We start from the raw sequence: 25,970 nt of genomic DNA, 5'->3' as shown, positions 1-25,970 counted from the left end.
GACGGTCCGAACTGTCGCGCACCTGGGTTCTCCGCCTGTTCATCGCTCCCGTAGCGGGATAACTCGGGCGGGGACTAACGGTGCGCACCGGACGTAGAGCGCCGACGATAAAGGGGATTCCGACTCGGCTCAGAGCGCGTATTCGTCCTCGGACAACTGGACGTAGCGGTCGCCGCGGAACTTGCGTTTCGTCTTCTTGTAGTTCGTGACGAACCGGGCCGCCGAGAGACCCGAGCGAATCTTCCCCATCTTGAACAGGCTATCGTTCGAACTGGCCGACATGAGTTTCCGGGCGATGGAGAACGCGCGGTCCCAGTCGTCGGGGCCGTAGTCGCGGACGACGTCCGCGAAGGCGACGTTCCGCCGCACCTCGTCGCCGATGGCGTCCTTCCAGCGGTCGTTGTACGCCGAGAGGTCGCCGGAGGCGGCGAGTTCGCCGGCGATGGCGCCCGTCCGCACGGCGACGTGGTCGCCGCCCTCGTGGAACGCCGAGGTGGCTCCCATCGCGCCGCCGGTGACGGCGATGCCCGCCCCCGTCGGTGAGTCGATGGGACGGGTCGACGATATCGAGTAGGTCTCCGTCCCCTTCGTCTTCCCGCGGTCCTCGACGAGGGGGAAATCCTCCTCGACGTCGTACTCGTCGCCGTACTCCTGTTCGAGCAGTCGCCGGACGTACTCCTTTCCCTGCGGGACTCGCTCGTCGGAGTCGCGGAGCAGTTTGTACTTCTCGCGGGCCTCCACCGCCGAGAGGTCGAGTCCGATGGGCATCGTCAGTCCGATGCGGGCGACGTTGTCGTCGTTCGGGAATATCCACGGGTAGGCGGTATGACCGGGCATGTACCCCCACCAGAACGTGATGGCGCCCTCCACCTCGCGGGCGACTTCCTCCGGAAGGCGGCGGTGCTCCTGGTAGGCGATGTGGTTCACCTTCGTCGTCGCCAGTCGGTCGGTGATATCGAACGCGAGGTAGCGGTCGAGCACCTTGTTCGTCACCTGTCGCTGCGGACCGTCGGCGAGGACGAGGAACTCGCCGGCGACGTCGTCGCCGCTCGCGAGGCGGACGGTGTGTCGCGGCGTCCCGTCCAAATCCGTCTCCACGTCGCGGACGGAGGCCTTCACGCGGTACTCCGCGCCAGCGTCCTCGGCCCTGTCGCGGAGGAAGTCGTCGAAGCGCGCGCGGTTCATGCAGTAGCCGAAGTGGTCGTACGAGGTGTCGAACCCCGTCTCGCGCATGGTCAGCGCCTCGTTCGGGCCGACGAACTCAGCGCGGTCAAGCGTCGAGAGGACGACCCCGTCGGGCATCTCGTCGGGGTGGATGCCCATGATGTCGATCCAGTAATCGAGGATGCCCGCGGCGTCCGTCGAGTCGGGACCGAGGCGGTCCGGGCGGTCCGCCCGCGGTACCCCTTTCTCCAGCACCACCGCCGACGCCCCCGACTCCGCGGCGGCGTGCGCGGCGGCCGACCCCGCGGGGCCGCCGCCGACGATGACGACGTCGAATCGCTCCATGCCGATACTGCTTCTCGGTTCGGTATTAAACCCGGTGAACCGGTGACGGCGCCCTCACTCCCCGTCGCCGGGGGCGGTCATCGCGCCGGTGAAGGCGAAGCCGTCGTCGTTGTCGTCACTCCGATGCGGACGCCTCGACCGCTCGTCGACTGTCCGATGGTACGATACGGGGAACACTTCGGAAACGGCACCGCCCGCCGGATGAGGTGGACCTTTGTAGCCGTTTTCGGAAGGGACTCCTAACGATGAGCCAAGAGGACGCGCCGGATATCGCGGTGCTTCGACAGAAGATTCACGGACTGTCCGCCGAGGAGTACGCGGAGACGCTCCGGGAGCGACTCCCCGAGAAGGACATCGCCCTCGCGCGGACGCCGGCGGAGGAGCGGGAACTGCTGAAGCAGGTGCCCGTCGCGACGGGGTTCAGCGTCGAGGAGGACGTCCTCGACGAGGCGGAGAATCTCGAACTGTTCGCCTGCGTGTTCGCCGGGACGGGCCACCTCCCCCTCGAAGCGCTCGAAGAACGCGGCGTCGCCGTCACGAACGCCTCGGGCGTCCACGGCCCGAACATCGCCGAGCAGGTGCTCGGCGGCATCCTCTCTTTTTCCCGCCGCTTCCACGTCGGGTGGCGGCAGAAGCAGCGCAACGAGTGGCGTTCGTACCCCACCTACGAGTTACAGGGGTCGACCGTGACGGTGCTCGGACTCGGCGCCATCGGCGAGGCCGTCGTGGAGCGACTCGAACCGTTCGGCGTCGACACTATCGGCGTGCGCTACTCCCCGGAGAAGGGCGGCCCCACCGACGAGGTAGTCGGCTTCGAGGACGAGTCTGGCTTCCACGACGCCCTCGCTCGCTCGGACTACGTCGTCGTCGCCTGCCCCCTCACCGACACCACGCGCGGTATCCTCGACGCGGACGCGTTCAAGACGATGGACCCCGAGACGGTGCTGATAAACGTCGGCCGCGGCCCCGTCGTCGACACCGACGCCCTCCTCGACGCCCTGCGCGGCAACGCCGTCCGCGGTGCGGCCCTCGACGTGACCGACCCCGAACCGCTCCCGGACGACCACGAACTGTGGGGCTTCGACAACGTGCTCATCACGCCGCACAACGCGGGCCACACGCCGAAGTACTGGGAGCGCATGACGGACATCATCGAGGAGAACTTGGAGCGGTTGGAGTCGGGCGAGGAGGAACTGCGGAATCAGGTGTAGGCCGGATTCGGACGCGAAGCCGTCGGGCGGACCGCGGGAGCCCACACGCCCCCGTGAACCGCCCGTTCGACGCGTTGTTTCACCTCTCGAAGGCGTCTCACTACTCCTTCGGACTCCGAGTGACGACTTCGTAGGGTCGCATCATCTCTTGGTCCTCGTGTTCGAGGATGTGGCAGTGCCAGACGTACCGTCCGGCGAAGTTTCCGAACCGGCTGATGATGCGGACCGTCTCGCCGGCGTACACCTTCACGGTGTCTTTGTTCCCTCGTTCGGTCGGGTCCGGTGCGTCGGTTCCGTCCGGTCCCCTCCCGACGACCTGGAAGTCGACGAGGTGCAGGTGGATGGGGTGGGCATCCGGCGTCTGGTTGTGCAGCTCCCAGATTTCGGTGGTCCCGAGTTGCGGCTCGGTGACGACGTCGTCTCCCCAGTGCTCCGGTTCGGTGTCCAGACCCCCCTCGTTGAGGAGATGCGTGTCGATTCCGGACGGGTCGTTCTCGGGCGAGACGAGTCCCATCTGTCGGGTCGTCACCGTCGCCTGCTCGCTGAACTGCTCCGGCTCCGGGAGGCGAAGCGACGTCGGGTCCACGACGGGGTCCTGCGGCGTTCCCGTTCCCACCTCGAACTGCGCCAGTTCGGGGAGGTCGGAGCCGTCCGTGGATTCGCTCGGACTCTCGAACGGGAATCCGGCGTCGTTCGTGACGGTCAATGTCTCCCCCGCGTGTTCGGAGAAGTCCACGACGACGTCCGCTCGTTCCGCGGGGGCGAGCAGGAGGGACTCCTTCGACTGGTCCGGTCCGACGGCGACCGCGTCCCGGAGGAATCCGAGGTCGGTCCCGATCTGGTACATCGTCGGGACGGTGCCGCCCTCGTTGTCGAAAGCGAGACCGAAGAACCGCCCGTTCGACCCGTTGAGAAGTCGGAAACGATACTGCCGCGGTTCGACCTGGAACCGGGGCCACGCGAGTCCGTTGACGACGGAGACGTCTCCGGAGACCTCCGCCTCGAACTCCTCGGGGTACTTGTACGACCCGGTCGGTTCGTCCTCGTCTGGGCCGTTGAACGCGCGGTCCTGAAACAGCATCGGCACCTCGCGGTCGCCGCTCGGGAGGCCGAGTCGCTCCTCCTCCGGTCCGCGCAGGAGGTAGAAACCGGCGAGTCCGGCGTAGACGTTCAGTCGCGTGGTTCCGAGCGCGTGGTCGTGGTACCACAGCGTCGCGGGCGACTGCCGGTTCGTGTAGTCGTACACCGCTTTCTCGAACTGCGGGCCGGTTATCACGTCCGCGCCGTTCGCCGACGAGGAGGACCACTGCTCGGGCAGACCGTCGCTCGCGGACTCGACGTGAAGTCCATGCGCGTGCGTCGACGTCCTGACTTCGGGGAAGGCCCCGTCGTACTGGCTTGCCCACTCCTCGTCGTAGTCCTCCCACGTGGTCCCGTGGACCCGCGTGTCCACGTCGAAGATGTGCTGGTCGGGGAGTTCGTTCACGAACTCGACCTTCAGCCGTCGGTTGACCGCGGCTTCGATGGTCTTTCCGGGGTACTGACCCTCCGCGTCGTTCGGTCCTTTGTACCCCCAGACTTTCGTGTCCGGAATGTCGGGATGATGCGAGTGCGTCCCCGGTCTCATCTCGACGCGGTAGTACGGCGCTCCGTCTCGCGTTCCGGTGGGCGACATGACGCCCGGTATCGCGTCCTCTATGTCGACGTCCTGCCATCCGAGGTCGCCGAGACCGAACCCTGGCGACGTCAGACCGATTGCCGCCGTCGGCCTCGCGGCGACCGGTAGCATCGCGGCGGTCCCGAGTGCTGCGCCCGTCTTCAGGACCGTTCGGCGGTCGATTCTCCGGTTCGATTGTGAGTGCTCGTCTGTCATCGGTTTCACAAGGGTCCCAACCCTCTACATTGTCAACATTTAACACGGCATTTGTAATATTGACACTTCTCTGATAGACTGTCGAGACACTACCGCTAACGTGGTGATTATTGCCGGCGCAGACCGAGAAACTCGACGGCAGAAACGGAGTGACTCCCTCGAAGCGCGGTTCGGAGGAAACGAACACTACCGTCCGGCGGAACCCGCCGGAAACGGCGTGCTGCGAGCGGATAAACCTGATATTTACCTGAACTGAGTCTCCAAGGCTCCTTCCCCAACGGGCGACCGGGGGCGTCCCGTCGGGGGCGTTCTGCGACGCCGTGCGACCCGACCACCTGACCCTCAGACCCAGCCTTCCTCGACCAGAAGCTCCCCGTTCAGCAGGGAGGCGCCGGCCGCGCCGCGAATCGTGTTGTGCGCGAGGCAGTTGTACTTGATTCCGGTACCCGTCTCCTGGACTCCGCCGGCGGATATCTGCATGCCGTCGCCACGTTCGCGGTCCAGACGGGGCTGGGGCCGCACGGGGTCCTCGAAGACGTGGATGAGTTGTTCGGGGGCGCTGTGCAGGTCGATGCCCTCGTAGGAGCGCATCGCCTCGGCGGCGTCCTCGGCAGTCGCCTCCTCGGCCGTCTCGGCGAAGACGTTCTCCAGGTGGCCGTCGATGGTCGGGATGCGGTTGCAGGAGGCGGCGACGTCCATCCCGTGGAGGTTCACGTCGACGCCGTCGAACTCTCCGAGCAGCTTTCTGGATTCGGTCTCCATCTTGTTCTCCTCGCCGCCGATGTGTGGGATGGCGTTGTCGATTATCTCCATCGACGTGACGCCGGAGTAGCCCGCGCCGGAGACCGCCTGCAGGGTGGAGACACGGACGGATTCGAGGTCGAACGCCTCGTCGAGGGCGGCCAGCGTCGGCACCATCGTGATGGTCGAACAGTTCGGGTTCTTCACGAGGGCGCCGTCCCACCCGCGTTCGTCGCGTTGGACCTCGATGAGGTCGAGGTGGTCGGGGTTCACCTCCGGGATGGTGAGCGGTACGTCGGGCGCCATCCGGTCGTTCGAGGAGTTCGAGGAGACGACGTAGCCCTCGTGGAGGAACTCGGGTTCGACCTCCGTGGCGACGCCGGAGGGGAGCGACGAGAAGAGGAGGTCGACGTCCTCCGGGATGGCCTCGGGCGTCGTCGGTCCGACCTCCATCTCGGCCACGTCCTCCGGGATGGGGACGTTCACGCGCCACTTCGCGGCGTCCGCGTAGGTCTTGCCCGCGCTCTCCTCGCTGGCGGTCAGCGCCGCGAGTTCGAACGTCGGGTGGTCGTCGAGGAGTTGGATGAATCGCTGTCCGACTGCACCGGTCGCGCCGAGGATACCGACTCGTACTGCCATTGCCGTGGCTTTCCGTGGCACACCCATAAGGCCGTTTGGATTCGGGACGTACTTCACGAACGTTCACCTTCGACGCCGAAACGGTAGTCTCGACGGACGTTCGTCCACTCCGACGCCGCAGCGGGTGCGACGGACGTCGAACCGGGAGCGGTACCGAACCGATAGAATGAGGTGCCGCGTTCGGGTATACTCCCGCAAATGTTCAGTAAGGTTCTCGTTGCCAACCGCGGGGAGATAGCCGTCCGCGTGATGCGGGCGTGCAAAGAGTTGGGCGTGCGCACCGTCGCCGTCTACAGCGACGCCGACAAGCACTCGGGACACGTGCGCTACGCGGACGAGGCGTACAACATCGGCCCCGCCCGCGCGGCGGACTCCTATCTCGACCACGAGGCGGTCATCGAGGCCGGCGAGAAAGCCGGCGCCGACGCCATCCACCCCGGATACGGCTTCCTCGCGGAGAACGCCGACTTCGCCGCAAAGGTCGAAGAGTCGGAAATGACGTGGGTCGGCCCCTCCGCGGCGGCGATGGAGCGTCTCGGCGAGAAGACGAAGGCGCGCGCGCTGATGCAGGAGGCCGACGTCCCCGTCGTTCCGGGCACCACCGAACCCGTCGAGTCCGCCGACGAGGTCAAGCGGGTAGCCGACGAGTATGGCTACCCCGTCGCCATCAAGGCGGAGGGCGGCGGCGGCGGCCGCGGCCTGAAGGTCGTCTACGACGAGGCGGAGGTCGAAGAACAACTCGAGACCGCACAGCGGGAGGGGGAGGCGTACTTCGATAACGCCTCCGTCTACGTCGAGAAGTACCTCGAAGCGCCGCGGCACATCGAGGTGCAGATTCTCGCGGACCACCACGACAACGTCCGCCACCTGGGCGAACGCGATTGCTCCCTCCAGCGTCGCCACCAGAAGGTCATCGAGGAGGCGCCCTCGCCCGCTCTCGGCGAGGACCTCAGAGAACAGATCGGCGAGGCGGCGCGCCGCGGCGTCGACGCCGCCGACTACACGAACGCCGGGACGGTGGAGTTCCTCGTCGAGGACGGCGAGTTCTACTTCATGGAGGTGAACACCCGGATTCAGGTCGAACACACGGTGACAGAGCAGGTGACGGGTATCGACGTGGTGAAGTGGCAACTGCGCGTCGCCGCCGGCGAGGAACTCGGCTTCGAACAGGACGACGTGGAGATAGAGGGCCACTCGATGGAGTTCCGCATCAACGCGGAGAACGCCGCCAACAACTTCGCGCCCGCACCGGGCGGGAAGTTGGAGACGTACGACCCGCCGGGCGGATTCGGCGTGCGACTGGACGACGCCCTCCGGCAGGGCGACGACCTGGTGACGGACTACGACTCGATGATAGCCAAACTCATCGTCACCGCGGGCGACCGCGAGGAGTGTCTCGCACGCTCCGAACGCGCCTTAGAGGAGTTCCAGATAGACGGCTTCCACACCATCATTCCGTTCCACCGGCTGATGTTGACCGACGAGAAGTTCCGCGCGGGCGAGCACACGACCGACTATCTCGACGAGGAACTGGACAAGACGAGAATCGAGCGGGCCGTCGAGAAGTGGGGGCCGGCCGACTCGGAGGGCGACTCGGACGAGGGAGACGAGGAGGTCACCGAACGCGACTTCACCGTCGAGGTCAACGGCAAGCGCTTCGAGGTCAGCCTCGAAGAACGGGGCGCGCCCGCCGTGGAAGTCCCCTCGGGGGCCGGCGGCGCGGGCGGGAACACCCGTTCGCGCCCCGACGTGGCCGAAGAGGACGAGGAGGAGGCGGTCGCCGTCGAGGGCGGCGAGCAGATAACCGCCGAGATGCAGGGTACTATCCTCTCGGTCGACGTGGCCGAGGGCGACGACGTCGAGAGCGGCGACGTGGTGTGCGTCCTCGAAGCGATGAAGATGGAGAACGACGTCGTGGCCGAACGCGGCGGCACCGTCGCGCAGGTGCTCGTCGGCGAGGGTGAGAGCGTCGACATGGGTGACGTGCTGGTCGTCTTGGAGTAACGACGACCGCGTCCGCGATGCGTCGGTCGTCTCTTTTCAGCGGTTGCCGGTGAGAACGAGAATCAGGCCGAACACGACGCCGACGGCGATAAGCGCCGCGCCGCCGATGCCGTACAGTTCCGCGGCCGTGTACTGGAACCGTTCGCCGTAGCGCATGATACCCGCCGAGAGAAGCAACGTGATCCCCGAACCGGTCAGTACCGTCGCGATGTCGAAACCGGCTGGGTTTCCGAAGTCAGGCACGGTCGAGACGACTCCCAGCGCGTGCAAAGACCTACCGGCCGGGCTCAGAGTTGCTTGACGACTTCGGCCGGGTTACCCTGCACGACCACCTCGTCGGGAACGTCGCGGGTGACGACGGCGCCCGAGGCGACCACGCTGTCGTCGCCGATGGTCACGCCGGGGTTGACGACGGCCCGCCCGCCGAACCACACCCGGTCGCCGACGGTGACGGGCTTTCCGTACTCCTCGCCGACCACGCGTTCGGCGGCGTCGAGGGGGTGCGTCGCGGTGTAGACGTGGACGCCCGGCGCGAGCATGCAGTCGTCGCCGAACTCGACGCGGCAGACGTCCAGTACGACGCAGTCGAAGTTGGCGAAGAAGCGGTCGCCGACGTGGACGTTGTAGCCGTAGTCGCACTTGAACGTCGGTTCGACGAGTGGGTCCTCGCCGACGGACCCGAACAGTTCTCCGAGGATATCCTCCCGGCGGTCGTCCTCGTCGACGCCCGTCGCGTTGTACTCCTCGGTCAGTCGGCGCGCCGCGCGCCGTTCTTCGACCAGCGTCGGGTCCGAAGGGTCGTAGAGTTCCCCCGCCAGCATCTTCTCCTTCTCGGTCTCCGTCTCTCCGTCTCGCTCCGGGGGCATCGTTCTCCCCTCGTCGCCGGCGGACTTCGTTCTTGCGCGCCGCCGCGGGAACCCCCGCGCTTTTCTCCCCGTCTCTCCCACCCCCGGTATGAACGAGACGCGCCGCACCCTCCTCGACGCCCTCGCCGAGGGGCCGACGACGGGGCCGGCACTCGCGGACCGACTCGGCGTCTCCCGCGCCGCCGTCTGGAAGCAGGTCGAGGCCCTCCGCGAGGAGGGGTTCGGCGTCGAGAGCGGCGAGGACGGCTACCGGATCACCGACGTGCCCGAGTACGGCGCGGCGGCCATCGAGTTCGGCCTCGGCGCGCCCTACGAGGTGGAGTACCACGATAGACTCGGGAGTTCGAACGACCGGGGGCGCGAACTCGCCGCCGACGGCGCCTCGGACGTCGTCGTCGTCGCCGGCGAACAGACCGGGAGCAGGGGGCGACTCCGCCGCGAGTGGACGGCCCCCGCGGGCGGCGTCTGGGCGAGCGTCGTCCTCCGACCCGAGGTTCCGCCGGCGCACGCGCCCCTCTACACGCTCGCCGCCGCCGTCGCCGTCACGCGGGCGGCGCGCGAGGCGGGCGTGGACGCGTCGATAAAGTGGCCGAACGACGTCCTCGTGAACGAAGTGAACGAGGGCACGTCGGCGGATGCTGACGGAGTTCTCGTGAGTGAAACGAACGAAAACACATCGGCGGACGCTGACGGGGAACGGGTCGAAGAATCGACGGCGAAACCGGACCGCGGCGGCCGCAAACTGGCGGGCGTGCTCACCGAGATGGAGGGCGAAGCGGACCGGGTCTCGTGGGTCGTCGTCGGCATCGGCGTGAACGTCAACGTCGACGCCGCCGACCTCCCGCCGGGCGCGACGACCGTTCGGGAAGCGGTCGGCGACGTGGACGGGCGGACGTTCTGCCAACGGGTTCTGGAGACGTTCGCCGAGTTGACCGACGACCCCGACTCGATTCTCCCGGCGTGGCGCGAACACGCCGCGACGCTGGGGCAGTACGTGCGCGTCGAGACGCCGGGCGGCGTCGTCGAGGGGGAAGCCGTCGACGTGCGCACGCCCGGAGCGCTCGTCGTGCGGACCGACGAGGGCGAACGCGTCGTCCACGCGGGCGACTGCGAGCACCTCCGACCGGCGCGTTCGCGTTAGTCCGCCTCGACGCCCGCCCCGGCGTCTGACTGCGTCTCGGCGTCCGACTCCGCTTCGTCTTCGGTCTCCTGATCGGCGTCGCCGACGCGGACCGTCAGCACCGGCACCTCGGAGGCGCGGACGACCTTCTCCGCGACGCTGCCGAGGAGCAGGCGGTCGATGCCGCCGCGGCCGTGCGTCCCCATCACGACGAGGTCGCAGCCCTCTCGCTCGGCGAACCGAACGATCTCTCGGCTCGGCGTCCCTTCGGCGACCGTCGTCTCGACGGGTACGTCCGCGTTCTCGGCGACGGTGCGAGCCTCCTTCATCGCGGCCTCGGCGTCCGAGCGCAGCATCTCGTCTAACCCCTCCCACGAGGACTCCATCGGGAGGCCGGCGTAGCTCCCGGTGTTGACGACGTACAGAGCGTGGACGGTCGCGCCGTGGACGGCCGCGAGCCCGACGGCGTGTTCGAGGACGCGTGCGGACCCGGCGGAACCGTCGGTCGGGACGAGGATGCGCTGATACATCATGTTAACTCACCGCACGATAGTCGGCTCAGCGCCTTAACGCTATCCGCCGGAGGTGTTACGAACCGAAACCCGGCGTCAGAGGAGCACGTCGGTGACGTCCGCCCGCCCCGCGCGCCTGACGACGGCGCGGACGGGGTCTTTCGCGCCGGCGAGGTTGTCCGAGTCGCCGTCGAGGACGAGCAGTTTCGCCTCTCGGCCCTCCTCGACGACGCCGTAGTTCTTGCCGGCCAACTCGGCGCCGTTGACCGTCGCCATCCGCAGCACCTCGGCGGCGGACACGTCCGCGAGTTTGTTGAGAAACTCCATCTCGCGGAACATCGACGGCGAGTTGAGCATCACGTTGTCCGTCCCGAGGGCGACGGTGGTCCGGTCGACCAAGTCGCGGACCGGGGCGACGCCGACGTTCGTGACGAGGTTCGACCGCGGGCAGAGGACTATCGGCACCCCGCTCTCCTCGATGCGGTCGAGGTGCGACGCCTCGGGGTGGACCATGTGGACGGCGAAGTCCGGCGAGAGGTCCAGCGCCGGGTCGATATCGAGCGAATCGCGTTCGCCAGCGTGGATGCCGAACAGCTTTCCCGCCTCCCGCGTCGCCTCGCGGAGGTCGGCGAACTCGGCGTCGCGGGCGCCCGAGGCGCCGAAGCCGTCGGACGCGCGCATCGCGTCGGCCGTCTCGCGGCCGAGGACCACGGGGTCGATGTCGAGTCCGTCCGCGGCCGCGCGGATGGCCTCGACGCCCTCGACGCCGCCCTCGCGGAACTCGATGCAGGTCGCCGTCCCCGTCGCCTGCATCATGCGGAGCGACCGCCGCATCGCCTCGACCTTCTCCTCGCGACTCGCCGCGCGGAGCAGTCGATGTTTCAGGCCGTCCGGCGGCGCGACCAAGTCGTCCAGCGACAGCCCCGACCCCGCCTCCTTGGCGATGGAGTCGCCGATGTGCGTGTGCGCGTTGACGAACGCCGGCAGGACGATGCGCTCGGAATCCACGTCCGCCTCCTCGACCGCCGAAATCTCGCCGTCTTCGACGACGACCCGACCCTCGACCGGGTCGAACTCGCGGCCGCGGAGGACGGTTCCTTCGACTATCATGGTCGGTACTCCCGCCGGCGAGCGCTTGAAACTCCCGACCTCCGAATCGGAGTCTCCACTCTACTCCGCGAACTCGTCCAGCGTCGTGTTGACGCCGTGGCGAACGTCGGAGACGAGGGCGCCGTCGATGTCGAGGCCCATCTCCTCGACGGCGGCGCGGCCGACGGCGGCCGTCTCGTCGGCGGGCGCGTAGACGCCGAAGCGCCACTGCTGGCTCTGGGCGGTCCGGAGGGCGGAGACGAGCGGAGACTGCTTGCCGAGGCGGCGTATCTCGCCGCTGACCATCACGCGGGTGGTCGATTCGGTCATCGACGGCCGCGGGGGAACGTCGACGATGACCGACTCGGGGTCGGTGCCCGCCCGGTCGGCGATGGCGGCCTCGAACTCCCGGTAGGCGCCGTGGTCGGCGTCGACGACGTCGTTCGGGACCGCGTCCATCTCCGCCCAGACCGCCCGCTTGAACAGGTTCCGACTGCCGAGGCGTTCGGCGAACGCGCCGGTTTCGGGGGTCATCCGGAGGGCGGCGATGAGGTCGTGGTCGTCCATGCGACGGAGTTGGTCGGGCGTGAGGTCGGGTTGCCGCAGGAGGCGTTCGGTCGCCCGCCTGAGCATCGCCTTCGAGATGCGGGCAACGTGGTGCTGGTAGACGGTCGGGTTCATCAACGCGCGGGCGAGCAGCAGCGATTCGGCCGTTTGGACGTTCCCCTCGTCGAGGACGAGTTCGCCGTCGACGAAGGTGAGTTCCCGGATCAGTCGCTCGTGGTCGATGGTGCCGTACGGGACGCCGGTGTGGTGGGCGTCGCGCACCAGATAGTCCATCCGGTCGACGTCCAACTCGCCCGAGACGAGTTGGCCGTACTTCCCCTCGCCGGCCACGAGGTCCGCTATCGTCGCGGGCTCTAAGTCGTGTTCGCGGAGGACGTGCCCCACCGCGCCCTCGGCGATGAGTTCGTGCACGTCGTCGTGGTACTTCCCCGTGTGGCGGTGGGTGACGCTCTCGATGTTGTGGCTGTACGGCCCGTGACCAACGTCGTGGAGGAGCGAGGCGGCGCGGATTCGCTCGGCCTGCACGCCCTCGATGCCGAGGTGGTCGAGGGCGCGGGAGGCGAGGTGGTAGACGCCCAGCGAGTGCTCGAACCGCGTGTGGTTCGCCGACGGGTAAACGAGTTGCACCGTCCCCAACTGCTTGATGTGCCGGAGCCGTTGCACCTCCTCGGTGTCGAGGAGGGCCTCGGCGACGCCCTCGACCTCGATGTGGTCGTGGACGCTGTCCTTGATGGTCGTCATACCGAGCGTTGGGTCGTCTCCGGGTAAAAAACGTCGGACGGGGGTCTTCGGGCCAGTCGCCGCGCGCCGACGGACGGTCGATGCGCGGGTCCGACGGCCGACGCACTGCTCCGAATCAGGCGGTCGGTTCGGGCCGCCGCGCCTCGCCCGCGTCGGCCAGCGTTCCGCCCAGCGCGCCGCCGAGCGTACCGGGGACGACCGTCACGGTGACGAACAGCAGCGTCGCGAGGCCGGCCGTAAGGCCGAACGTCGGGGTGACCGCGCCGAGCGCCAGCAGGACCGCCCCGAGCAGGGCGCTGCCGGCGACTGCGGCGACGACGCCGTGCGCGGCGTCGCGTCCTACCGTTCCGGCGTTGACGTAGCCGGCGACGCCGCCGGCGAGGAGTCCGGAGAGCCCCGCCCCGAGCATCGGGAAGTCAGACTCGGCGTATGGCAGTCCCGGTCCGCCCATCAGTCCCACCGCGACGCCGACGAACAGCCCGGAGAGTAGCGCTCTGTAGTTCATGAGGACTCTATACGCCGCGTCAGTACGTAAACGAGTTCGCGGCGTTCCGTGATTGTCCGGTTCCCCGTCGGATGCGCCCGAACGTCCGTCAGGCGGTGACGCGGTCATCCACCGTTGGTCGGACCGTTCGGCGGCCCACTCGGCGTCGGGTCACGCCGCCTCGCGCGGAATCGCGTCGAGCATCCGCCGCGCCGTCTCCTCGCTGACGGCCGCCACGAGGTGGCGGTCGTACGCCGGGCGCGAGACGAGTCCCGTCCCGCGGTCGTCGAGTCGGTAGTCGCCGGCGGCGACGACGTCCGACCCGTTCCGCGAGTCGAAGCGAATCGGGTCGTTCGCGAGGGCGGCCGCCACGTGCTCCTCGTGCCCGTTCGCGTCGAAGGCGGCGCGCCACTCTATCGTCGCCGAGGGCGTCGCCGGGTTCCACCGCGCGTTCCACGAGTCGACGGCGACGACGAGGACGGGGGAGCCGTCGTCGGGAATCTCGGAGGCGACGGTCACGTCGAATCCGTGCTCGGCGAACGACTCGCTGAGACTCTGTTCGAGATGGGGGCGGACCGAGTCGGGGGCGCGGACGACCAGCGTCGCGTTGGCGACGACCGGGTCGGACCCGTTCGTCGTCGTCGACGCCGTCGCCGTCGAACCGGTCGTCGAGGACTGGAACTCCGCGGCGGAGACGTCGCCGAGGGCGAGGACGCCGTACGCCGGCGCGACGAGGGCGAGGAGGACGAGGAGGGCGGCCGCGACGACGCGGACGCGGGCGGAGAGGTCAGCCATCACCGCGTCTCGGTCCGGCGGTCGGAAAGGCCTTGTCGGTCGACGCGCGCCGGTGAGCAACCTTGAAACCGCCCGTCGGCCTCTACGGGAACATGGTCACGTTTCTCGCCGGGGGGACGGGCACCCCGAAACTGCTCGACGGCGCGAGCGAGGTGTTCGACCCCGCGGAGACGACGGTGGTCGCCAACACCGGCGACGACGTCGAACTCGGGGGACACCTCGTCTGTCCGGACGTCGACACCGTGCTGTTCCACGGCGGCGGCGTCCTCGACACCGAGCGCTGGTGGGGCATCGAGGGCGACACGACGGCGACGGACGACGAACTGCACCGCCTCGCCGAGGCCGCCGGCCTCGACGGCGGACCGCGCTACCTCCGCGACGAGGCGCAGGTGTCCGGCCGGGACATCTCCCGGTGGCGCCGCTTCTCCGGCGTCGCGGAGTTCATGGAGATAGGCGACAAGGACCGCGCGGTGCATCTCACCCGAACCTCCCTCCTCGACGAGGGGAACTCGCTCACCGGGGTGACGCGGACGCTCGCCGACGCGTTCGGCCTCGAACGCGAACTCCTCCCGATGTCGGACGACCCCGTCGCCACCATCGTTCACACCGACGAGGGGACGATGCACTTTCAGGCGTACTGGGTCCACCGCCGCGCCGAACCGCGAGTGGAGGAGGTGGAGTTCCGGGGGGCCGGCGAGGCCGACCCCACCGACGCCGTCCTCGGCGCTCTCGCGGATCCCGTCGTCGTCGGCCCGTCGAACCCCGTCACAAGCCTCGGGCCGATGCTGGCGATGGAGGCGTTCGGGGACGCCCTCGACTCGACGCCGGTCGTCGCCGTCTCGCCGTTCGTCGAGGACCGGGTGTTCTCCGGTCCCGCGGCGAAGTTGATGGACGGCGTCGGCCTCGACCCCTCCACCCGCGGCGTCGCCGACGCCTACCCGTTCGCGGACGCGTTCGTCCTCGACTCGGCGGACGGAACCGACCTCGACCGGCCCGTCGTCAGGACCGACACGAGGATGGACGGCCCCGAGGACGCCGCGCGCGTCGCCCGCGCCGTCGAATCCGCGCTCGCGGAGGTGTCCTGAGTGGTCGAATCCGAACCGGAGTTCGAGTTCGAACCGCGCGTCGCCCTCGCCAGCCTCAGCGGCGAGAGCGACGCCGCGTGGGCGCGGGCGGCCGCCCCCCACGCCGGGATGGCGTTCCTCGGCGGCATCGCCCTCGACGCCGAGAGCAGGGCGGCCGCGAGGGACCTCGTCGCGCGCGACCGAACCGAGTTCCTGCCCGATGACCCCCTCGCGTTCGTCGCCGGGGAACTCGACGCCCTCGCCGAGACCGACCTCCGAGTCGGCGTCAACGTCCGGAGCGCGACGGTCGAACCGGTCCGCGAGGCCGCCGCGGTCTGCGCGGATCGCGGCGCCGTCCTCGAAGTGAACGCCCACTGCCGGCAGGAGGAACTCCGCGCCGTCGGGTGCGGGGAGAGCCTCCTCCGCGACACGGACAGACTGTGCGAGTACGTCGCCGCCGCCGCCGACGAGGGGGCGACGGTGAGCGCGAAGGTCCGCGCCGAAGTCGACGGCGTCGACCTCGCGGAGACCGCAGAGCGACTCGCCGGCGCGGGCGCGTCGACGATACACGTCGACGCGATGGACTCGAAGGCCGTCGTCGCCGAGGTGTCCGAGGCACCCCTGTTCGTCGTCGCCAACAACGAGGTCCGGGGCGAAGAAAGCGTCCGCGAGTACCTCGACTACGGCGCGGACGCGGTGAGCGTCGGCCGACCGAGCACCGACCCGCGCGTCCTCCGGGACGTCCGCGCGGCGGTCGACGAGTGGTTCGCCGGACGGGAGGGGACCGAGACGGCGGCGGGGGCGACGGAGGGTCGACGGTGACGGGCGCGGGGAACCCCGACCGGTCCGAACGTCCGAGTCCCCGAACGCCCGCGGAGAACGCCCAACTCGCGCTCCTGCTCGAAGTCGCCGGGACGCCGAAACCGGGAAACGTCGACCGCGCGCGCGACCTCTCGGACCTCCGCTTCGAGCACTTCCTCGCGGGCGCGGTCGGGTCGAACGAGGGCCTCCGCCGGGCGGCGTCGGGCGCGCCCGTCGGCGTCGCCTTCGAGCGGAGCGTCCGCGGGATGCGCCACCAGGAGGGAGGAAACACCCAGTTCGGCTGTCTGCTCCTCCTCGTTCCCCTCGTGCGCGCGGCGGCCGCGGGCGACCTCTCGCCCGCGGGCGCCGCCGACGTCGTCGAATCCACCACCGTCGCGGACGCCGCGGACTTCTACCGCGCGTTCGAGCACGTCGACGTGGCCGTCGACGACCCGCCGGAGAACCTCTCGGACCTCGACGTGCGCCGCGGGAGCGACGCGGTGCCGGCGCTCAGGGAACGGGGGCTGACCCTGTCCGACGTGATGGCCGCGAGCGAGGGCGACGGCAACGCCGCGGAGTGGGCGGACGGGTTCGCTCACACGTTCGACGTCGCCGACACCATCCTCGCGGACGACGGCCCCGCGCCGGACAGGGTCGCCCGCGCCTTCGTGAACCGCCTCACCGAGGGGGAGGACACCCTCGTGCGGACGAACCACGGCCCCGAGGTGGCCGCCGACGTGCGCCGCCGGGTGGCCGAGGCCCGCGGCGACCCCGAACGGATGGCCGAACTGGCGGAGGCGTTCGTCGCGGAGGGAATCAACCCCGGGACGACCGCCGACCTCGTCTGCGCGGCGACGTTCGTCGCCCTCGAACGGGGGTTGTCGGTGTGAGCGGTCCGGGACCCGAGGGGGAAGCGACGGTCGACGGGTGGCCCGTCGCCCTCCGCGGCGTCACCGAGTCGGTGGTGACGACGCTCGGTCCGAACGGCCGCTGGAACGTCGCCGCTCTCGGCCTGCACGCGCCCGAGGAGTCGGGGGACCCGGTGACGGCGACGACGTGGGGGAACACGCGCACGAGGCGCAACTTCCACCAGCGCGGCGGCGGGGTCGTCCAGTTCGTCTCGGACCCCCGGGAGTTCGTCTCGGCGGCGATGACGGTGCGCGAGGAGGACTCACCCGTCCTCGACGCCGCGCACGCGTGGGCCGAAGTCGAGGTTCGGCGCGTCGACGGCGGCGAACGCGGCGGCACGCGCTGGGAGGAGTGGGAACTCCGCCCCGCAGAGGTGCGCGTCGTCTCCCAGACGGTGCCGACGATAAACCGGGGGTTCGCCGCCGTGATAGACGCCACCGTCGCGGCGTCGCGCCTCGACGTGCCGGCGTACGACACCGACGAACTGCTCTCCCGACTGGCGTACTTCGCGGACACCGTCGAACGGTGCGGCGGCGCGGCGGAGAAAGAGGCGTTCGAGACGATAGACGAGGTATCGGGCTGGCGAGAACGCCTGTAGCCGACGGCGGGCCGACCGAGGGNGGTGCGGCGGCGCGGCGGAGAAAGAGGCGTTCGAGACGATAGACGAGGTATCGGGCTGGCGAGAACGCCTGTAGCCGACGGCGGGCCGACCGAGGGTGGGGACGCCACCTCGCCCGGACGACCCGCGTCCCGACCGCTCGGGCCGACGGGAGCGGAACGAATCGTTTTAGTGCGCTCTGTGGGTATCGTCGGGCATGGCTATCAAACCCAAATACGTCAAACAGCTCGGAAAGGTGCTGCTGGAGAAGTATCCGCAGGCGTTCAACGCCGACTTCGAGACGAACAAGAAGAGCGTCAGCGAACTGACGAACGTCGAGTCGAAGGGCGTCCGGAACCGCATCGCGGGCTACATCACGCGAAAGAAGGGCGGCGCGGCCCAGACGGCGTAGACGGGAGCGCTTTTTCGACGCGACATCGACCGACCCGAGAGCGGCGCATCGATTCCCGAATCACTCGATTTCGAGGCTTCCGCCGCTCCCGCCGTCGCCGCCGTTCTCGTCCCACTCCAACTCGAACTCCACGCTCAGTTCGCCGGGCTTCCCCGTCGCGCCCTCGCGTTCGGCCTTCACCTCGAACGTCAGTCGAGGCGGCGGGTCCATCGTCACCGACTGGTCGCCGGTGCGCAGCGTCAGTGAATTCCCGTTTTCGAGATTGTCAGCGACTTTTCGCAGATACGACGCGATATCTTCTCTGTTTTGCGTGCTTTCGGATTTGAACAGCGTCTCTTCGGGCATACGTCCGATTAGTGGAGGCGAGGGAGGTTAAGTCCGCCCCTCGTTTCGAGAGACGGTCCCGAGGGCGGAGTCGTCGCTCAGAACCGGTCGGTGCGCCCGGCGGCGGTCCATCCGTCGCGCGGCGCACCCGTCGGGACGCGCGCGGCGCGCCGGCCGACGCCGTCCAACCGCCCGGCGAACGACCAGCGCTCGCCGTCCCACGAGTCGTCTCCCTCGTCCGCGGCGGCCGCGGCCGCCGCGGCCGCCCGTCTGTCGCGGAGGTGCGCAGCGACGGCGGCGGCGATGGCCGCCGCCTCGTCCTCGTCGGCCGTCTCCGGGACGGAGAGGCCGACGCCGCCGGTCCGGTCGGCGCCCTCGACGGTCATATCGGGATGTTACCGTGCTTCTTGTCGGGCAGGGACTTCCGCTTCGAGCGGAGCATCTCCAGGTCCTCGACGAGTCGCGCGCGCGTCTCCGTCGGTTCGAGAACGCCGTCGAGGAATCCCCTGTCCGCCGCGGTGTAAGGGTTGGCGAACTCCTCGCGGTACTCCTCGATGAGTTCCTCGCGGCGGGCGTCGGGGTCCTCGGCCGCGTCGAGTTCGTCGCTGTAGAGGATGTTCACCGCGCCCTGCGGGCCCATCACGGCGATTTCGGCCGTCGGCCACGCGTAGTTGACGTCCGCGCCGAGGTGCTTCGAGGCCATCACGTCGTAGGCGCCGCCGTAGGCCTTCCGCGTGATGACCGTCATGAGCGGAACCGTCGCCTCCGAGTAGGCGTACAGCAGTTTCGCGCCGTGACGGATGATGCCGCCGTGCTCTTGGTCCGTCCCCGGGAGGAAGCCCGGCACGTCGACGAACGTCACGATGGGGACGTTGAACGAGTCGCAAAAGCGCACGAAGCGGGCGGCCTTCTCGGAGGCTTCGATGTCGAGGGTTCCCGCGTTCACGCGCGGTTGGTTGGCGACGACGCCGACGGAGTGGCCGTCGAGGCGGGCGAAGCCGACGACGATGTTCTTGGCGAACTCCTCGTGGACGCCGAAGAACGACCCCTCGTCGAGGACGCCGTCGATGACGTCGTGGGCGTCGTAGGGTTTGCGCGGTTGGTCGGGGACGACGGAGTTCAGAGACTCGTCGGCGCGTTCGGGGTCGTCCCACGGTTCGACGCGCGGCGGGTCCTCCACGTTGTTCGGCGGGAGGTACGACAGCAGCAGTCGAATCTGGTCCAGCGCCTGCTCCTCGGAGTCGCAGGCGAAGTGCGCCACGCCCGACTCGGAGGCGTGCGTCATCGCGCCGCCGAGTTCCTCGAAGGTCACCTCTTCTCCCGTAACGGTCTTGATGACGTCCGGGCCGGTGATGAACATGTGGCTCGTGTCCTTCACCATGAACGTGAAGTCGGTGATGGCGGGCGAGTAGACGGCGCCGCCGGCGCACGGTCCCATGATGGCCGAAATCTGCGGGACCACTCCGGAGGCCTCGGTGTTCCGTCTGAATATCTCCCCGAACCCGCCGAGCGACTGGACGCCCTCCTGGATGCGGGCGCCGGCGGAGTCGTTCAGACCGATGACGGGCGCGCCCACCTCGACGGCCTTGTCCATCACCTTCGAGACTTTCTCGGCGAACACCTCGCCCAGAGAGCCGCCGAAGACGGTGAAGTCGTGGGCGAACACGAACGTCTTGCGCCCGTCGACGTCGCCGTAGCCCGTGACGACGCCGTCGCCGGGCAGTTGCGTCTCCTCCATCCCGAACTTGTGGTTGCGGTGCGTTCGGAACTGGTCGAACTCGTTGAAAGTCCCGTCGTCGAGGAAGTAATCGATCCGCTCTCTGGCGGTCATCTTCCCCTTCTCGTGTTGGGACTCGATGCGGTCTTCGCCGCCGCCTTTCAGCGCTCGCTCGCGCTTCTCGCGGAGTTCGTCGATACGGTCGTCCATCGTCACGCCGGACCACCTGCACTCATTATCACGAACGTCCAGACGGGACGCAAAAGGGTTTCCGCTATAGGGTACGCGGAGGTTCGACGTTCGTCGTATCTCCCTCCCGGCCGGACTGCCGTCACGCTTACGCGACGCCGGTCGGTACCGAGCGGTATGTCCCATCGCCACACCAGCGACGACGACGAGGAGTCGGAACCGTTCGACCAGGATGCGTCCCACCGCTCGAACGACCGTCGCTCGGGCGAGGACGTCGACAGCGACACGACGGTGACCAGCCGCGAGGCGTCGGGAGCCAACACGGAGGCCGGCAGCAGCCCGAGCCCCGACACCGGTTCGACGGCCGACGAGGTAGCCGCCTCCGAGGAGTCGGACGAGACGGGCGGATCCGCGGGGGGCGAACTCCCCCCTATCCTCGACGTGCGCGACGCGCTGGACCGTATCGAACGCGAGGCCGACGCCGACGTCTCAGACCAACTGAGCCGCATTCGCTCGCTCCTCGACGAGTACGGGGGCCGCGACGCCGACGCCGGCACCTCGCGTGCGTCGCTGGCCGACGACATCGACGGCGTCGTCGTCTCGATGCGCGAACGACTCTCCGGTGACGCCGACAGGCAGGCTGAGAGTATCGAGAACCGCATTCAGATCTACCGCGACTCGCAGAACGACGCCTCCGAGACCCTCCACGTCTCCGGCGCCGAACTCACCGACGACGGCGGCCACGTCGAGTCGGCGAAGGCGGTCCGCGGGGAGGCGGTGACGCTCGACGCGACGCTCGTCAACCAGGGCGAGACGCGCGACGGCGTGGTCCGACTCACGTTCTACGACGAGGCGCACACGCCGATGCTCCGGGTCGAACGCCGCGAGAACGACCTGCGTCCCGACGACAACCGGCAGGTGAGCCAGCGGGTGTTCGTCCCCGAGGAGGCCGAGTACTTCGACATCTCGGCGCTGGACACGACGGACGGGGCGGCGAGCAGTAGCGTCTGAGCCGGTCCGAACGCCTCGAACGCGCCGAACGCTTCTCCGCGGCGACTCACACCGCCACCAGTGCCGCGCCCACAACGACCAGCACCGCGCCGGCGACGATACCGCGGGTGACGCGTTCGAGGTCCGAGAGCAGGAAGTAGGAGAACACCGTCGTGAACAGCGGCGCGGTGGCGATGAGCGGGTCGACGACGGCGACGCGGCCTTCCGGCAGCGACAGCGCGGTGAACATCGCCAACAGCGCGACGGCGGTCATCGTCCCGCTGACGGCGAAGACGCCGTAGGTGCGGCGCGGCGCGTCGAGCACGTCGCGCCGGCCGGCGACGACGACGTAGCCGCCGAGGGCGACGAGCGCCGCGAACTCGTTGAGCGCGACGGCCTCCAGCGCCGTCGTTCCGCCGAGTTGCAGGCCGAACCGTCGGAGCACGTTGCCGATGGCGAAGGTGACGGCGGCGGCCAGCGGCATCAGCAGGTCGCGGCCGTCCCACCCGGAGAGGTCGCCGCCCTTCGCCAGCGAGAGCACCGCGAGGCCGACGACGAGGACGAGGACGCCCGCGACGGTCGCGAGCGAGACCGGTTCCGCCAAGAAGCCGACGGCGAGGGCGGTGGCGAACAGCGGACGGGCGCTGACGACGGCGCTGGAGACGCTGGCGCCGACGCGGTCGTTGCCGGCGAAGATGGCCAATCGACCGAGGGAGGTGCCGAAGACGCCGGCGACGACGAACACCGCGGCGGTTTCGAGCGGGAGGCCGACGAACGGCACCTTCCCGCGCGCGAGGAGGGCCAGCGAGTACAGCAGGGTGTCGACGACCACGACCACCAGCGCCGCCTGCAGGGGCCGACCGCCACCCGAGAGCGCGCGCTTCTCGATGACGGGCGTGAACCCCCAGAGCACCGCGGGGCCGAGCGAGAGGAGGAGGACGAGCGGCGAGACGGAGACGTTCACGTGCGTCGGTCCGGCGGCGGCGGGGAAAGCGTGCTGATAGCGGAAGTGAAGGCTGGAAAACCCGGCTCAGACGAGCGAGCGCTCGCCGCGCAGGCCCGCGAAGGCGGCGACGGCGACGACGACGGCGGCGGCGACGGTGGGCCAGAAGCCGATTTCGGCGTCGACGTTGAACGTGGTCAGGAGGGTGAACACGAGGAACGTCGGGAGCAGGACGCCGACGGCGAAGAGCCACGGCGTCGAGACGGCGCGGCCGACCGGACCGGCGCCCTTCCGGAACTCCACGAGGGCGTCCCGTCCCATCACCCAGCCGACGAAGACGAGACAGACCGCCAGTCCGAGGGTGAGCAGGATGTCGACGAGGGTGCCCGCGACGAAGCCGAACACCGCGGTGTTCAGCGCGCAGACGGCGCCGGTGACGGCGACGAAGCCGCCGACGGTCGTCGCGGCGCGCCGGCGCGAGAGGTCGTACTCGTCGACGAGAAAGGAGACGGATATCTCGAGGATGCTGATGGCCGAGGAGAGCGCCGCGAGGGCGACGACGGCGAAGAACGCCGTCGCCACGACCGCGCCGCCCGGAATCTGCGCGAACGCGCCCGCGAGGCCGACGAACAGCGCCCCCGCGCCGGTGCCCGTCTCGCCGGGTTCGATACCGAGCGAGAACAGCAGGGGGAAGACGACGAGGCCGGCGAGGACGCCGACGACGGTGTTGAGGACGGCGATGCTCGCGCCGTCGAACGGGAGCGAGCGGTCCTCGTCGAGGTAGGAGGCGTACGTTATCATCGTGCCGACGCCGAGCGAGAGGGTGAAGAGCGCCTGTCCCGCCGCGGGGCCGAGCAGGCCGAAGAAGTTCTCCCGGATGACGCTCGTGTCGAACCGGAGGTAGAACGCGTACGCCTCGGCGGCGCCGGACTGCGTGGACGCCCACGCCGCGAGGCCGACGAGCAGGGCGAAGATGGCGGGCATCATCCACTTCGTGGCGACTTCGATGCCCCGCCGGATGCCGGCGACGACGACGAACGCCGTCAGCGTGAGAAAGACGAGGTGGAACGCGACGGCGTCGAATCCGGCCGACGCCGCGCCGAAGGACGCTCCGGGGTCTGCGAAGTAGGGGACGCTCCCGGTGAGGACGCCGAGCAGGCTCTCGCCGAGGTAGCGCAGTATCCAGCCGCCGACGACGCTGTAAAAGGAGATGAGCACCAGCGAACTGAAGACGAGGAAGCCGCCCGCGAACCCCCAGCGGTCCGACCCCGAGAGTTCGCGCAGGGCGCCGACGGGGTTGCGCTTGGCGCGCCGCCCGACGACGAACATCGCGAGGAGGCCGGGGACGCCGACCAGGAAGACGATACTAAGATACATCGCCAGGAAGGCGCTGCCGCCGTTTTCGGCCGTCACCCACGGGAACCGCCAGATGTTCCCGAGCCCTACCGCGCTCCCGACGGCGGCGAGGATGAACCCGACGCGTGTCGCCCACGTCTCTCGTGCCATTGACTCGCAATCCCCCGCTCGGGCTAAAAGCGCTTACGGACCGAGGATTCGTCAACCGTCAAATGTAACGGATAAACCGCGGTCAGAATACGATATTCGTCGGTAATCGGTACGAAAATCGGTCGTTCGGTGACGGTTCGTCGGGCGACGTTCGGCTCGCGACGACGTCGCGAGCGTCGCTGTCGGCTCTCGTAACCTCAGAGCGGGGGAACGATGGCCGGGTCGGGGCCGCCGAACAGCGTGATGAGGCCGAGCACCAGCGTGAGGAGGACGCCGAGGAGGACGACGGTTCGGACCGTCCACAGCCACAGGGCGCCCATCCCGCCGCCGAAGCCGGTGCCGCGGAGGAGTTCGTCGACGGCGGCGCGGCCGAACACCCACCCCGTGAAAACGAGGATTCCGAGCACCGACAGCGGCAGGAACAGTTGGTAGGCGAGCGTGTCGAACCACGTCAACCACGCGGTGTCCCACGCCGAGGGGAGACCGAGGACGAAGATGGCCGCGCCGAGTCCGGCGGCCACCTGCGGTCTGGAGACGGCGTAGTTGTCGACGGCGTAGGAGACGACGACTTCCAGCAGGCTGATGGCCGAGGAGAGCGCCGCCACGAGGACGACGAGGAAGAAGACGAAGCCGACGACACGGCCGAACGGGATGGTCGCGAACGCGCTGGCGACGCTGACGAAGAGGGCGCCGGCCCCGCCGGCGCCGGGTTCGGCCCCCTGCGCGAACAGGAGGGGGATGACGACCAGACCCGCGAGGATGCCGATGAGGCTGTTGAAGACGACGATGGTGACGCTGTCGCCGAACAGGCTCTCGTCGCCGTCGATGTAGGAGGCGTACGTTATCATCGCACCCATGCCGAGCGACAGCGAGAAGAACGCCTGCGAGACGGCGAACGGGATTATCTCCGCGAGGGGGCCGCCGAACGTCACCCACGGGAACGACCCGGTCGTGCCGACGGTGAGGCGGAGTTGGCTCAGGTCGGGCGAGAGGAAGTACGCGTAGCCCGGGCCGGACCCGGGGAGGGTGAACGCCCACACCGCGAGGGCGACGAGGATGACGAGGATGCTCGGCACCATCAGCTTCGTCGCCTTCTCGATGCCGTCCTCGATGCCGAAGGCGACGATGCCGACGACCAACGCCATGAAGACGGCGTGGAGGGCGACGGCCGGGAGGCCGGCGGAGATGGTTCCGAAGTACGCCCCGGCGTCGCCGAAGTAGGCGCCGGTGACGCTGCCGCCGACGTAGCGGAGCACCCACCCGCCGACGACGCTGTAGTACGAGAGGATCCAAAACCCGGTCAGCAGGCCGACGATACCGGCGGCGCGCCACTGCCGGTAGCCGAGTCGCTCGAACGCGCTGATGGTGTTGAGGTTGCTCTTCCGGCCGATGACGAACTCCGAGAGCATCGCCGGGAGACCGATGCCGAACGCCGCCACGAGGTAGACGACGAGGAACGTCGCGCCGCCGTACTGCGCCGTCTTGAACGGGAACTGCCAGATGTTCCCGAGGCCGACGGCGCTTCCGACGGCGGCGAGGATGAATCCCGCCCTCGTCGCCCACGTCTCTCGTTCGCTCATGTCTGTCTCTCCGTACCAGACGAAAACGTGATAAACAACACGATGTGCGTCCGAAAATCGGCCGATACATCGACTGATCCGCCCGCGACCGCTCCCGAGGAAACGTTCGTCCGCTTTCGTCGCTCGGGGGATGCGCGTCACCGCGTGCGCCGCGCGGCGCAGGGAGCGCCGAGCGCTCACGTACGCTTATGTCGGCGGCGTATCAGTGGTACCGTATGGCAGACGATTCCGAGAAGACCGCCGACGTGACGCGTTCCCTGTCGACGCTCGGCCGCGTGCTGTTCGGTCTCGGCCTGGCGCTGCAGGCCTCCGAGGACTTCCGCGACCCGGAGGGACAGATAGAGTACGCCGAGTCCGCGGGCGTTCCGATGCCCGAACTGGCCGCCCCGTTCGCCTCCGGGATGATGCTCGTGAGCGGACTGCTCCTCGCGGCCTGGCGGCTTCCCCGCCTCGCCACCGGGGCCGTCGTCACGTTCCTCGCGGTGGTGACGACGACGATGCACGACTTCTGGAACGAGGAGGGCGACGCCAGCGGCGAGCGACTCGCGTTCTTCGGCAACCTGGCGATGTTCGGCGCGGCGCTGGTGTTCCTCCGCGAGGCGTACCGCTGAGCGGCGCCTCGCGTACGGCTCAGACGCCGATTTTCGTCACGCCCAGAATCGCACCGCACTCCGAGCACTCCCACGCCTTCGCGGTGCTGAACTTCGCCGCCGTGTCGCTCTCGACCACCTCGATTAACTCCTCGCCGCAGTCGGTGCAGCGACCCATGACGGCCGTTCTCGCAGA

Annotated in this window: 27 protein-coding genes; 10 read left to right on the top strand and 17 right to left on the bottom strand. The window is 68.9% G+C overall.

The window, feature by feature from the left end; translation table 11 throughout:
* Positions 1-129: 129 nt before the first annotated feature.
* Complete coding sequence (locus C474_RS00455) at positions 130-1,509, bottom strand: NAD(P)/FAD-dependent oxidoreductase (RefSeq protein ID WP_008382879.1); 1,380 nt, start codon at positions 1,507-1,509, stop codon at positions 130-132.
* A 245-nt stretch (positions 1,510-1,754) separates the two neighbouring features.
* Here C474_RS00455 and C474_RS00450 point away from each other — a divergent pair, with 245 nt between their 5' ends.
* Entirely contained in the window at positions 1,755-2,720 is a 966-nt protein-coding gene (locus C474_RS00450) for a D-2-hydroxyacid dehydrogenase (protein WP_008382877.1), read from the top strand.
* 100 nt (positions 2,721-2,820) lie between these two features.
* Here C474_RS00450 and C474_RS00445 read toward each other — a convergent pair whose 3' ends face one another.
* On the bottom strand, positions 2,821-4,593 hold the full coding sequence (locus C474_RS00445; protein ID WP_008382876.1) for a multicopper oxidase family protein: 1,773 nt from the start codon (positions 4,591-4,593) through the stop codon (positions 2,821-2,823).
* Positions 4,594-4,935: 342 nt separating this feature from the next.
* Positions 4,936-5,973 (bottom strand): aspartate-semialdehyde dehydrogenase, encoded by a 1,038-nt coding sequence (gene asd / locus C474_RS00440; RefSeq protein WP_008382873.1) that lies wholly within the window; start codon positions 5,971-5,973, stop codon positions 4,936-4,938.
* A gap of 198 nt (positions 5,974-6,171) precedes the next feature.
* On the opposite strand from asd, the gene C474_RS00435 reads away from it, so the two are divergent.
* Positions 6,172-7,977: an acetyl-CoA carboxylase biotin carboxylase subunit gene (locus C474_RS00435; RefSeq protein ID WP_008382871.1), complete on the top strand. Its 1,806-nt coding sequence runs from the start codon at positions 6,172-6,174 to the stop codon at positions 7,975-7,977.
* Positions 7,978-8,013: 36 nt separating this feature from the next.
* Here C474_RS00435 and C474_RS00430 read toward each other — a convergent pair whose 3' ends face one another.
* Complete coding sequence (locus C474_RS00430) at positions 8,014-8,220, bottom strand: hypothetical protein (protein WP_049916615.1); 207 nt, start codon at positions 8,218-8,220, stop codon at positions 8,014-8,016.
* A 44-nt stretch (positions 8,221-8,264) separates the two neighbouring features.
* Positions 8,265-8,843 (bottom strand): maltose acetyltransferase domain-containing protein, encoded by a 579-nt coding sequence (locus C474_RS00425; RefSeq protein ID WP_008382867.1) that lies wholly within the window; start codon positions 8,841-8,843, stop codon positions 8,265-8,267.
* An 88-nt stretch (positions 8,844-8,931) separates the two neighbouring features.
* On the opposite strand from C474_RS00425, the gene C474_RS00420 reads away from it, so the two are divergent.
* The gene (locus C474_RS00420; RefSeq protein WP_008382864.1) at positions 8,932-9,984 is read left to right on the top strand and encodes a bifunctional biotin--[acetyl-CoA-carboxylase] synthetase/biotin operon repressor; all 1,053 of its coding nucleotides are present in this window, start codon (positions 8,932-8,934) and stop codon (positions 9,982-9,984) included.
* Here the strand turns inward: C474_RS00420 and C474_RS00415 are convergent.
* The 5 genes from C474_RS00415 to C474_RS00395 all read right to left on the bottom strand — a co-directional run bounded on the left by C474_RS00415 (position 9,981) and on the right by C474_RS00395 (position 14,151).
* Positions 9,981-10,496, bottom strand: coding sequence for a universal stress protein (locus C474_RS00415; protein WP_008382862.1), 516 nt, complete (start codon positions 10,494-10,496; stop codon positions 9,981-9,983). The genes C474_RS00420 and C474_RS00415 overlap by 4 nt on opposite strands.
* 75 nt (positions 10,497-10,571) lie before the next feature.
* Positions 10,572-11,585 (bottom strand): amidohydrolase family protein, encoded by a 1,014-nt coding sequence (locus tag C474_RS00410; RefSeq protein WP_008382860.1) that lies wholly within the window; start codon positions 11,583-11,585, stop codon positions 10,572-10,574.
* 60 nt (positions 11,586-11,645) lie between these two features.
* Positions 11,646-12,872: an HD domain-containing protein gene (locus tag C474_RS00405; RefSeq protein WP_008382859.1), complete on the bottom strand. Its 1,227-nt coding sequence runs from the start codon at positions 12,870-12,872 to the stop codon at positions 11,646-11,648.
* Positions 12,873-12,987: 115 nt separating this feature from the next.
* On the bottom strand, positions 12,988-13,377 hold the full coding sequence (locus C474_RS00400; RefSeq protein WP_008382857.1) for a DUF5518 domain-containing protein: 390 nt from the start codon (positions 13,375-13,377) through the stop codon (positions 12,988-12,990).
* A 150-nt stretch (positions 13,378-13,527) separates the two neighbouring features.
* Positions 13,528-14,151, bottom strand: a complete 624-nt coding sequence (locus C474_RS00395; protein ID WP_008382855.1) for a hypothetical protein — start codon at positions 14,149-14,151, stop codon at positions 13,528-13,530.
* 92 nt (positions 14,152-14,243) lie between these two features.
* On the opposite strand from C474_RS00395, the gene cofD reads away from it, so the two are divergent.
* From cofD to C474_RS00370, 5 genes are all read left to right on the top strand, one after another.
* A complete protein-coding gene (cofD, locus tag C474_RS00390; protein ID WP_008382853.1) occupies positions 14,244-15,236 on the top strand; it encodes a 2-phospho-L-lactate transferase in 993 nt (330 codons plus the stop codon).
* Positions 15,237-16,037: a tRNA-dihydrouridine synthase gene (locus C474_RS00385; protein WP_008382851.1), complete on the top strand. Its 801-nt coding sequence runs from the start codon at positions 15,237-15,239 to the stop codon at positions 16,035-16,037.
* Positions 16,034-16,906, top strand: coding sequence for a triphosphoribosyl-dephospho-CoA synthase (locus C474_RS00380; RefSeq protein ID WP_049916614.1), 873 nt, complete (start codon positions 16,034-16,036; stop codon positions 16,904-16,906). Before C474_RS00385 ends, C474_RS00380 begins: the two co-directional genes overlap by 4 nt.
* On the top strand, positions 16,903-17,523 hold the full coding sequence (locus C474_RS00375) for a DUF447 domain-containing protein (protein WP_008382848.1): 621 nt from the start codon (positions 16,903-16,905) through the stop codon (positions 17,521-17,523). Before C474_RS00380 ends, C474_RS00375 begins: the two co-directional genes overlap by 4 nt.
* Positions 17,524-17,740: 217 nt before the next feature.
* Complete coding sequence (locus C474_RS00370; RefSeq protein WP_008382847.1) at positions 17,741-17,935, top strand: 30S ribosomal protein S17e; 195 nt, start codon at positions 17,741-17,743, stop codon at positions 17,933-17,935.
* Between the two features lie 60 nt (positions 17,936-17,995).
* Here C474_RS00370 and C474_RS00365 read toward each other — a convergent pair whose 3' ends face one another.
* The 3 genes from C474_RS00365 to C474_RS00355 form a co-directional block, all read right to left on the bottom strand.
* Positions 17,996-18,280, bottom strand: coding sequence for an amphi-Trp domain-containing protein (locus C474_RS00365; protein WP_008382846.1), 285 nt, complete (start codon positions 18,278-18,280; stop codon positions 17,996-17,998).
* 77 nt (positions 18,281-18,357) lie between these two features.
* A complete protein-coding gene (locus C474_RS00360) occupies positions 18,358-18,645 on the bottom strand; it encodes a hypothetical protein (RefSeq protein ID WP_008382845.1) in 288 nt (95 codons plus the stop codon).
* Positions 18,642-20,186: an acyl-CoA carboxylase subunit beta gene (locus C474_RS00355; protein ID WP_008382844.1), complete on the bottom strand. Its 1,545-nt coding sequence runs from the start codon at positions 20,184-20,186 to the stop codon at positions 18,642-18,644. Before C474_RS00355 ends, C474_RS00360 begins: the two co-directional genes overlap by 4 nt.
* A 156-nt stretch (positions 20,187-20,342) precedes the next feature.
* Here C474_RS00355 and C474_RS00350 point away from each other — a divergent pair, with 156 nt between their 5' ends.
* A complete protein-coding gene (locus C474_RS00350; RefSeq protein ID WP_008382843.1) occupies positions 20,343-21,176 on the top strand; it encodes a hypothetical protein in 834 nt (277 codons plus the stop codon).
* A 46-nt stretch (positions 21,177-21,222) separates the two neighbouring features.
* Here the strand turns inward: C474_RS00350 and C474_RS00345 are convergent, their stop codons facing one another.
* The 3 genes from C474_RS00345 to C474_RS00335 all read right to left on the bottom strand — a co-directional run bounded on the left by C474_RS00345 (position 21,223) and on the right by C474_RS00335 (position 25,184).
* Positions 21,223-22,119 (bottom strand): EamA family transporter, encoded by an 897-nt coding sequence (locus C474_RS00345; RefSeq protein WP_008382842.1) that lies wholly within the window; start codon positions 22,117-22,119, stop codon positions 21,223-21,225.
* Between the two features lie 66 nt (positions 22,120-22,185).
* Positions 22,186-23,604 (bottom strand): sodium-dependent transporter, encoded by a 1,419-nt coding sequence (locus C474_RS00340; RefSeq protein WP_008382841.1) that lies wholly within the window; start codon positions 23,602-23,604, stop codon positions 22,186-22,188.
* 197 nt (positions 23,605-23,801) lie between these two features.
* Positions 23,802-25,184, bottom strand: a complete 1,383-nt coding sequence (locus C474_RS00335; RefSeq protein ID WP_008382840.1) for a sodium-dependent transporter — start codon at positions 25,182-25,184, stop codon at positions 23,802-23,804.
* 215 nt (positions 25,185-25,399) lie between these two features.
* Here C474_RS00335 and C474_RS00330 point away from each other — a divergent pair, with 215 nt between their 5' ends.
* A complete protein-coding gene (locus C474_RS00330) occupies positions 25,400-25,795 on the top strand; it encodes a DoxX family protein (protein WP_049916612.1) in 396 nt (131 codons plus the stop codon).
* Positions 25,796-25,814: 19 nt separating this feature from the next.
* Here the strand turns inward: C474_RS00330 and C474_RS22465 are convergent, their stop codons facing one another.
* Positions 25,815-25,952, bottom strand: a complete 138-nt coding sequence (locus C474_RS22465; protein WP_008382838.1) for a hypothetical protein — start codon at positions 25,950-25,952, stop codon at positions 25,815-25,817.
* Positions 25,953-25,970 lie beyond the last annotated feature (18 nt).

Source organism: Halogeometricum pallidum JCM 14848 (assembly GCF_000337095.1).
Classification (GTDB): Archaea; Halobacteriota; Halobacteria; order Halobacteriales; family Haloferacaceae; genus Halogeometricum; species Halogeometricum pallidum.
The sequence above is the reverse complement of the archived record's forward strand: the minus strand, read 5'-3'. Positions and strand labels throughout refer to the sequence as shown.

Excerpts from the sequence above, each read along its gene's own strand:
- C474_RS00445 (WP_008382876.1), bottom strand. The coding sequence starts at position 4,593 with ATGACAGACGAGCACTCACAATCGAACCGGAGAATCGACCGCCGAACG.
- C474_RS00365 (WP_008382846.1), bottom strand. The coding sequence starts at position 18,280 with ATGCCCGAAGAGACGCTGTTCAAATCCGAAAGCACGCAAAACAGAGAA.
- C474_RS00395 (WP_008382855.1), bottom strand. The coding sequence starts at position 14,151 with ATGGCTGACCTCTCCGCCCGCGTCCGCGTCGTCGCGGCCGCCCTCCTC.
- C474_RS00330 (WP_049916612.1), top strand. The coding sequence starts at position 25,400 with ATGGCAGACGATTCCGAGAAGACCGCCGACGTGACGCGTTCCCTGTCG.
- C474_RS00425 (WP_008382867.1), bottom strand. The coding sequence starts at position 8,843 with ATGCCCCCGGAGCGAGACGGAGAGACGGAGACCGAGAAGGAGAAGATG.
- C474_RS00350 (WP_008382843.1), top strand. The coding sequence starts at position 20,343 with ATGTCCCATCGCCACACCAGCGACGACGACGAGGAGTCGGAACCGTTC.
- cofD (WP_008382853.1), top strand. The coding sequence starts at position 14,244 with ATGGTCACGTTTCTCGCCGGGGGGACGGGCACCCCGAAACTGCTCGAC.
- C474_RS00355 (WP_008382844.1), bottom strand. The coding sequence starts at position 20,186 with ATGGACGACCGTATCGACGAACTCCGCGAGAAGCGCGAGCGAGCGCTG.
- C474_RS00455 (WP_008382879.1), bottom strand. The coding sequence starts at position 1,509 with ATGGAGCGATTCGACGTCGTCATCGTCGGCGGCGGCCCCGCGGGGTCG.
- C474_RS00340 (WP_008382841.1), bottom strand. The coding sequence starts at position 23,604 with ATGGCACGAGAGACGTGGGCGACACGCGTCGGGTTCATCCTCGCCGCC.
- C474_RS22465 (WP_008382838.1), bottom strand. The coding sequence starts at position 25,952 with ATGGGTCGCTGCACCGACTGCGGCGAGGAGTTAATCGAGGTGGTCGAG.
- C474_RS00420 (WP_008382864.1), top strand. The coding sequence starts at position 8,932 with ATGAACGAGACGCGCCGCACCCTCCTCGACGCCCTCGCCGAGGGGCCG.
- C474_RS00415 (WP_008382862.1), bottom strand. The coding sequence starts at position 10,496 with ATGATGTATCAGCGCATCCTCGTCCCGACCGACGGTTCCGCCGGGTCC.
- asd (WP_008382873.1), bottom strand. The coding sequence starts at position 5,973 with ATGGCAGTACGAGTCGGTATCCTCGGCGCGACCGGTGCAGTCGGACAG.
- C474_RS00335 (WP_008382840.1), bottom strand. The coding sequence starts at position 25,184 with ATGAGCGAACGAGAGACGTGGGCGACGAGGGCGGGATTCATCCTCGCC.
- C474_RS00360 (WP_008382845.1), bottom strand. The coding sequence starts at position 18,645 with ATGACCGTCGAGGGCGCCGACCGGACCGGCGGCGTCGGCCTCTCCGTC.
- C474_RS00405 (WP_008382859.1), bottom strand. The coding sequence starts at position 12,872 with ATGACGACCATCAAGGACAGCGTCCACGACCACATCGAGGTCGAGGGC.
- C474_RS00400 (WP_008382857.1), bottom strand. The coding sequence starts at position 13,377 with ATGAACTACAGAGCGCTACTCTCCGGGCTGTTCGTCGGCGTCGCGGTG.
- C474_RS00435 (WP_008382871.1), top strand. The coding sequence starts at position 6,172 with ATGTTCAGTAAGGTTCTCGTTGCCAACCGCGGGGAGATAGCCGTCCGC.
- C474_RS00370 (WP_008382847.1), top strand. The coding sequence starts at position 17,741 with ATGGCTATCAAACCCAAATACGTCAAACAGCTCGGAAAGGTGCTGCTG.
- C474_RS00410 (WP_008382860.1), bottom strand. The coding sequence starts at position 11,585 with ATGATAGTCGAAGGAACCGTCCTCCGCGGCCGCGAGTTCGACCCGGTC.
- C474_RS00450 (WP_008382877.1), top strand. The coding sequence starts at position 1,755 with ATGAGCCAAGAGGACGCGCCGGATATCGCGGTGCTTCGACAGAAGATT.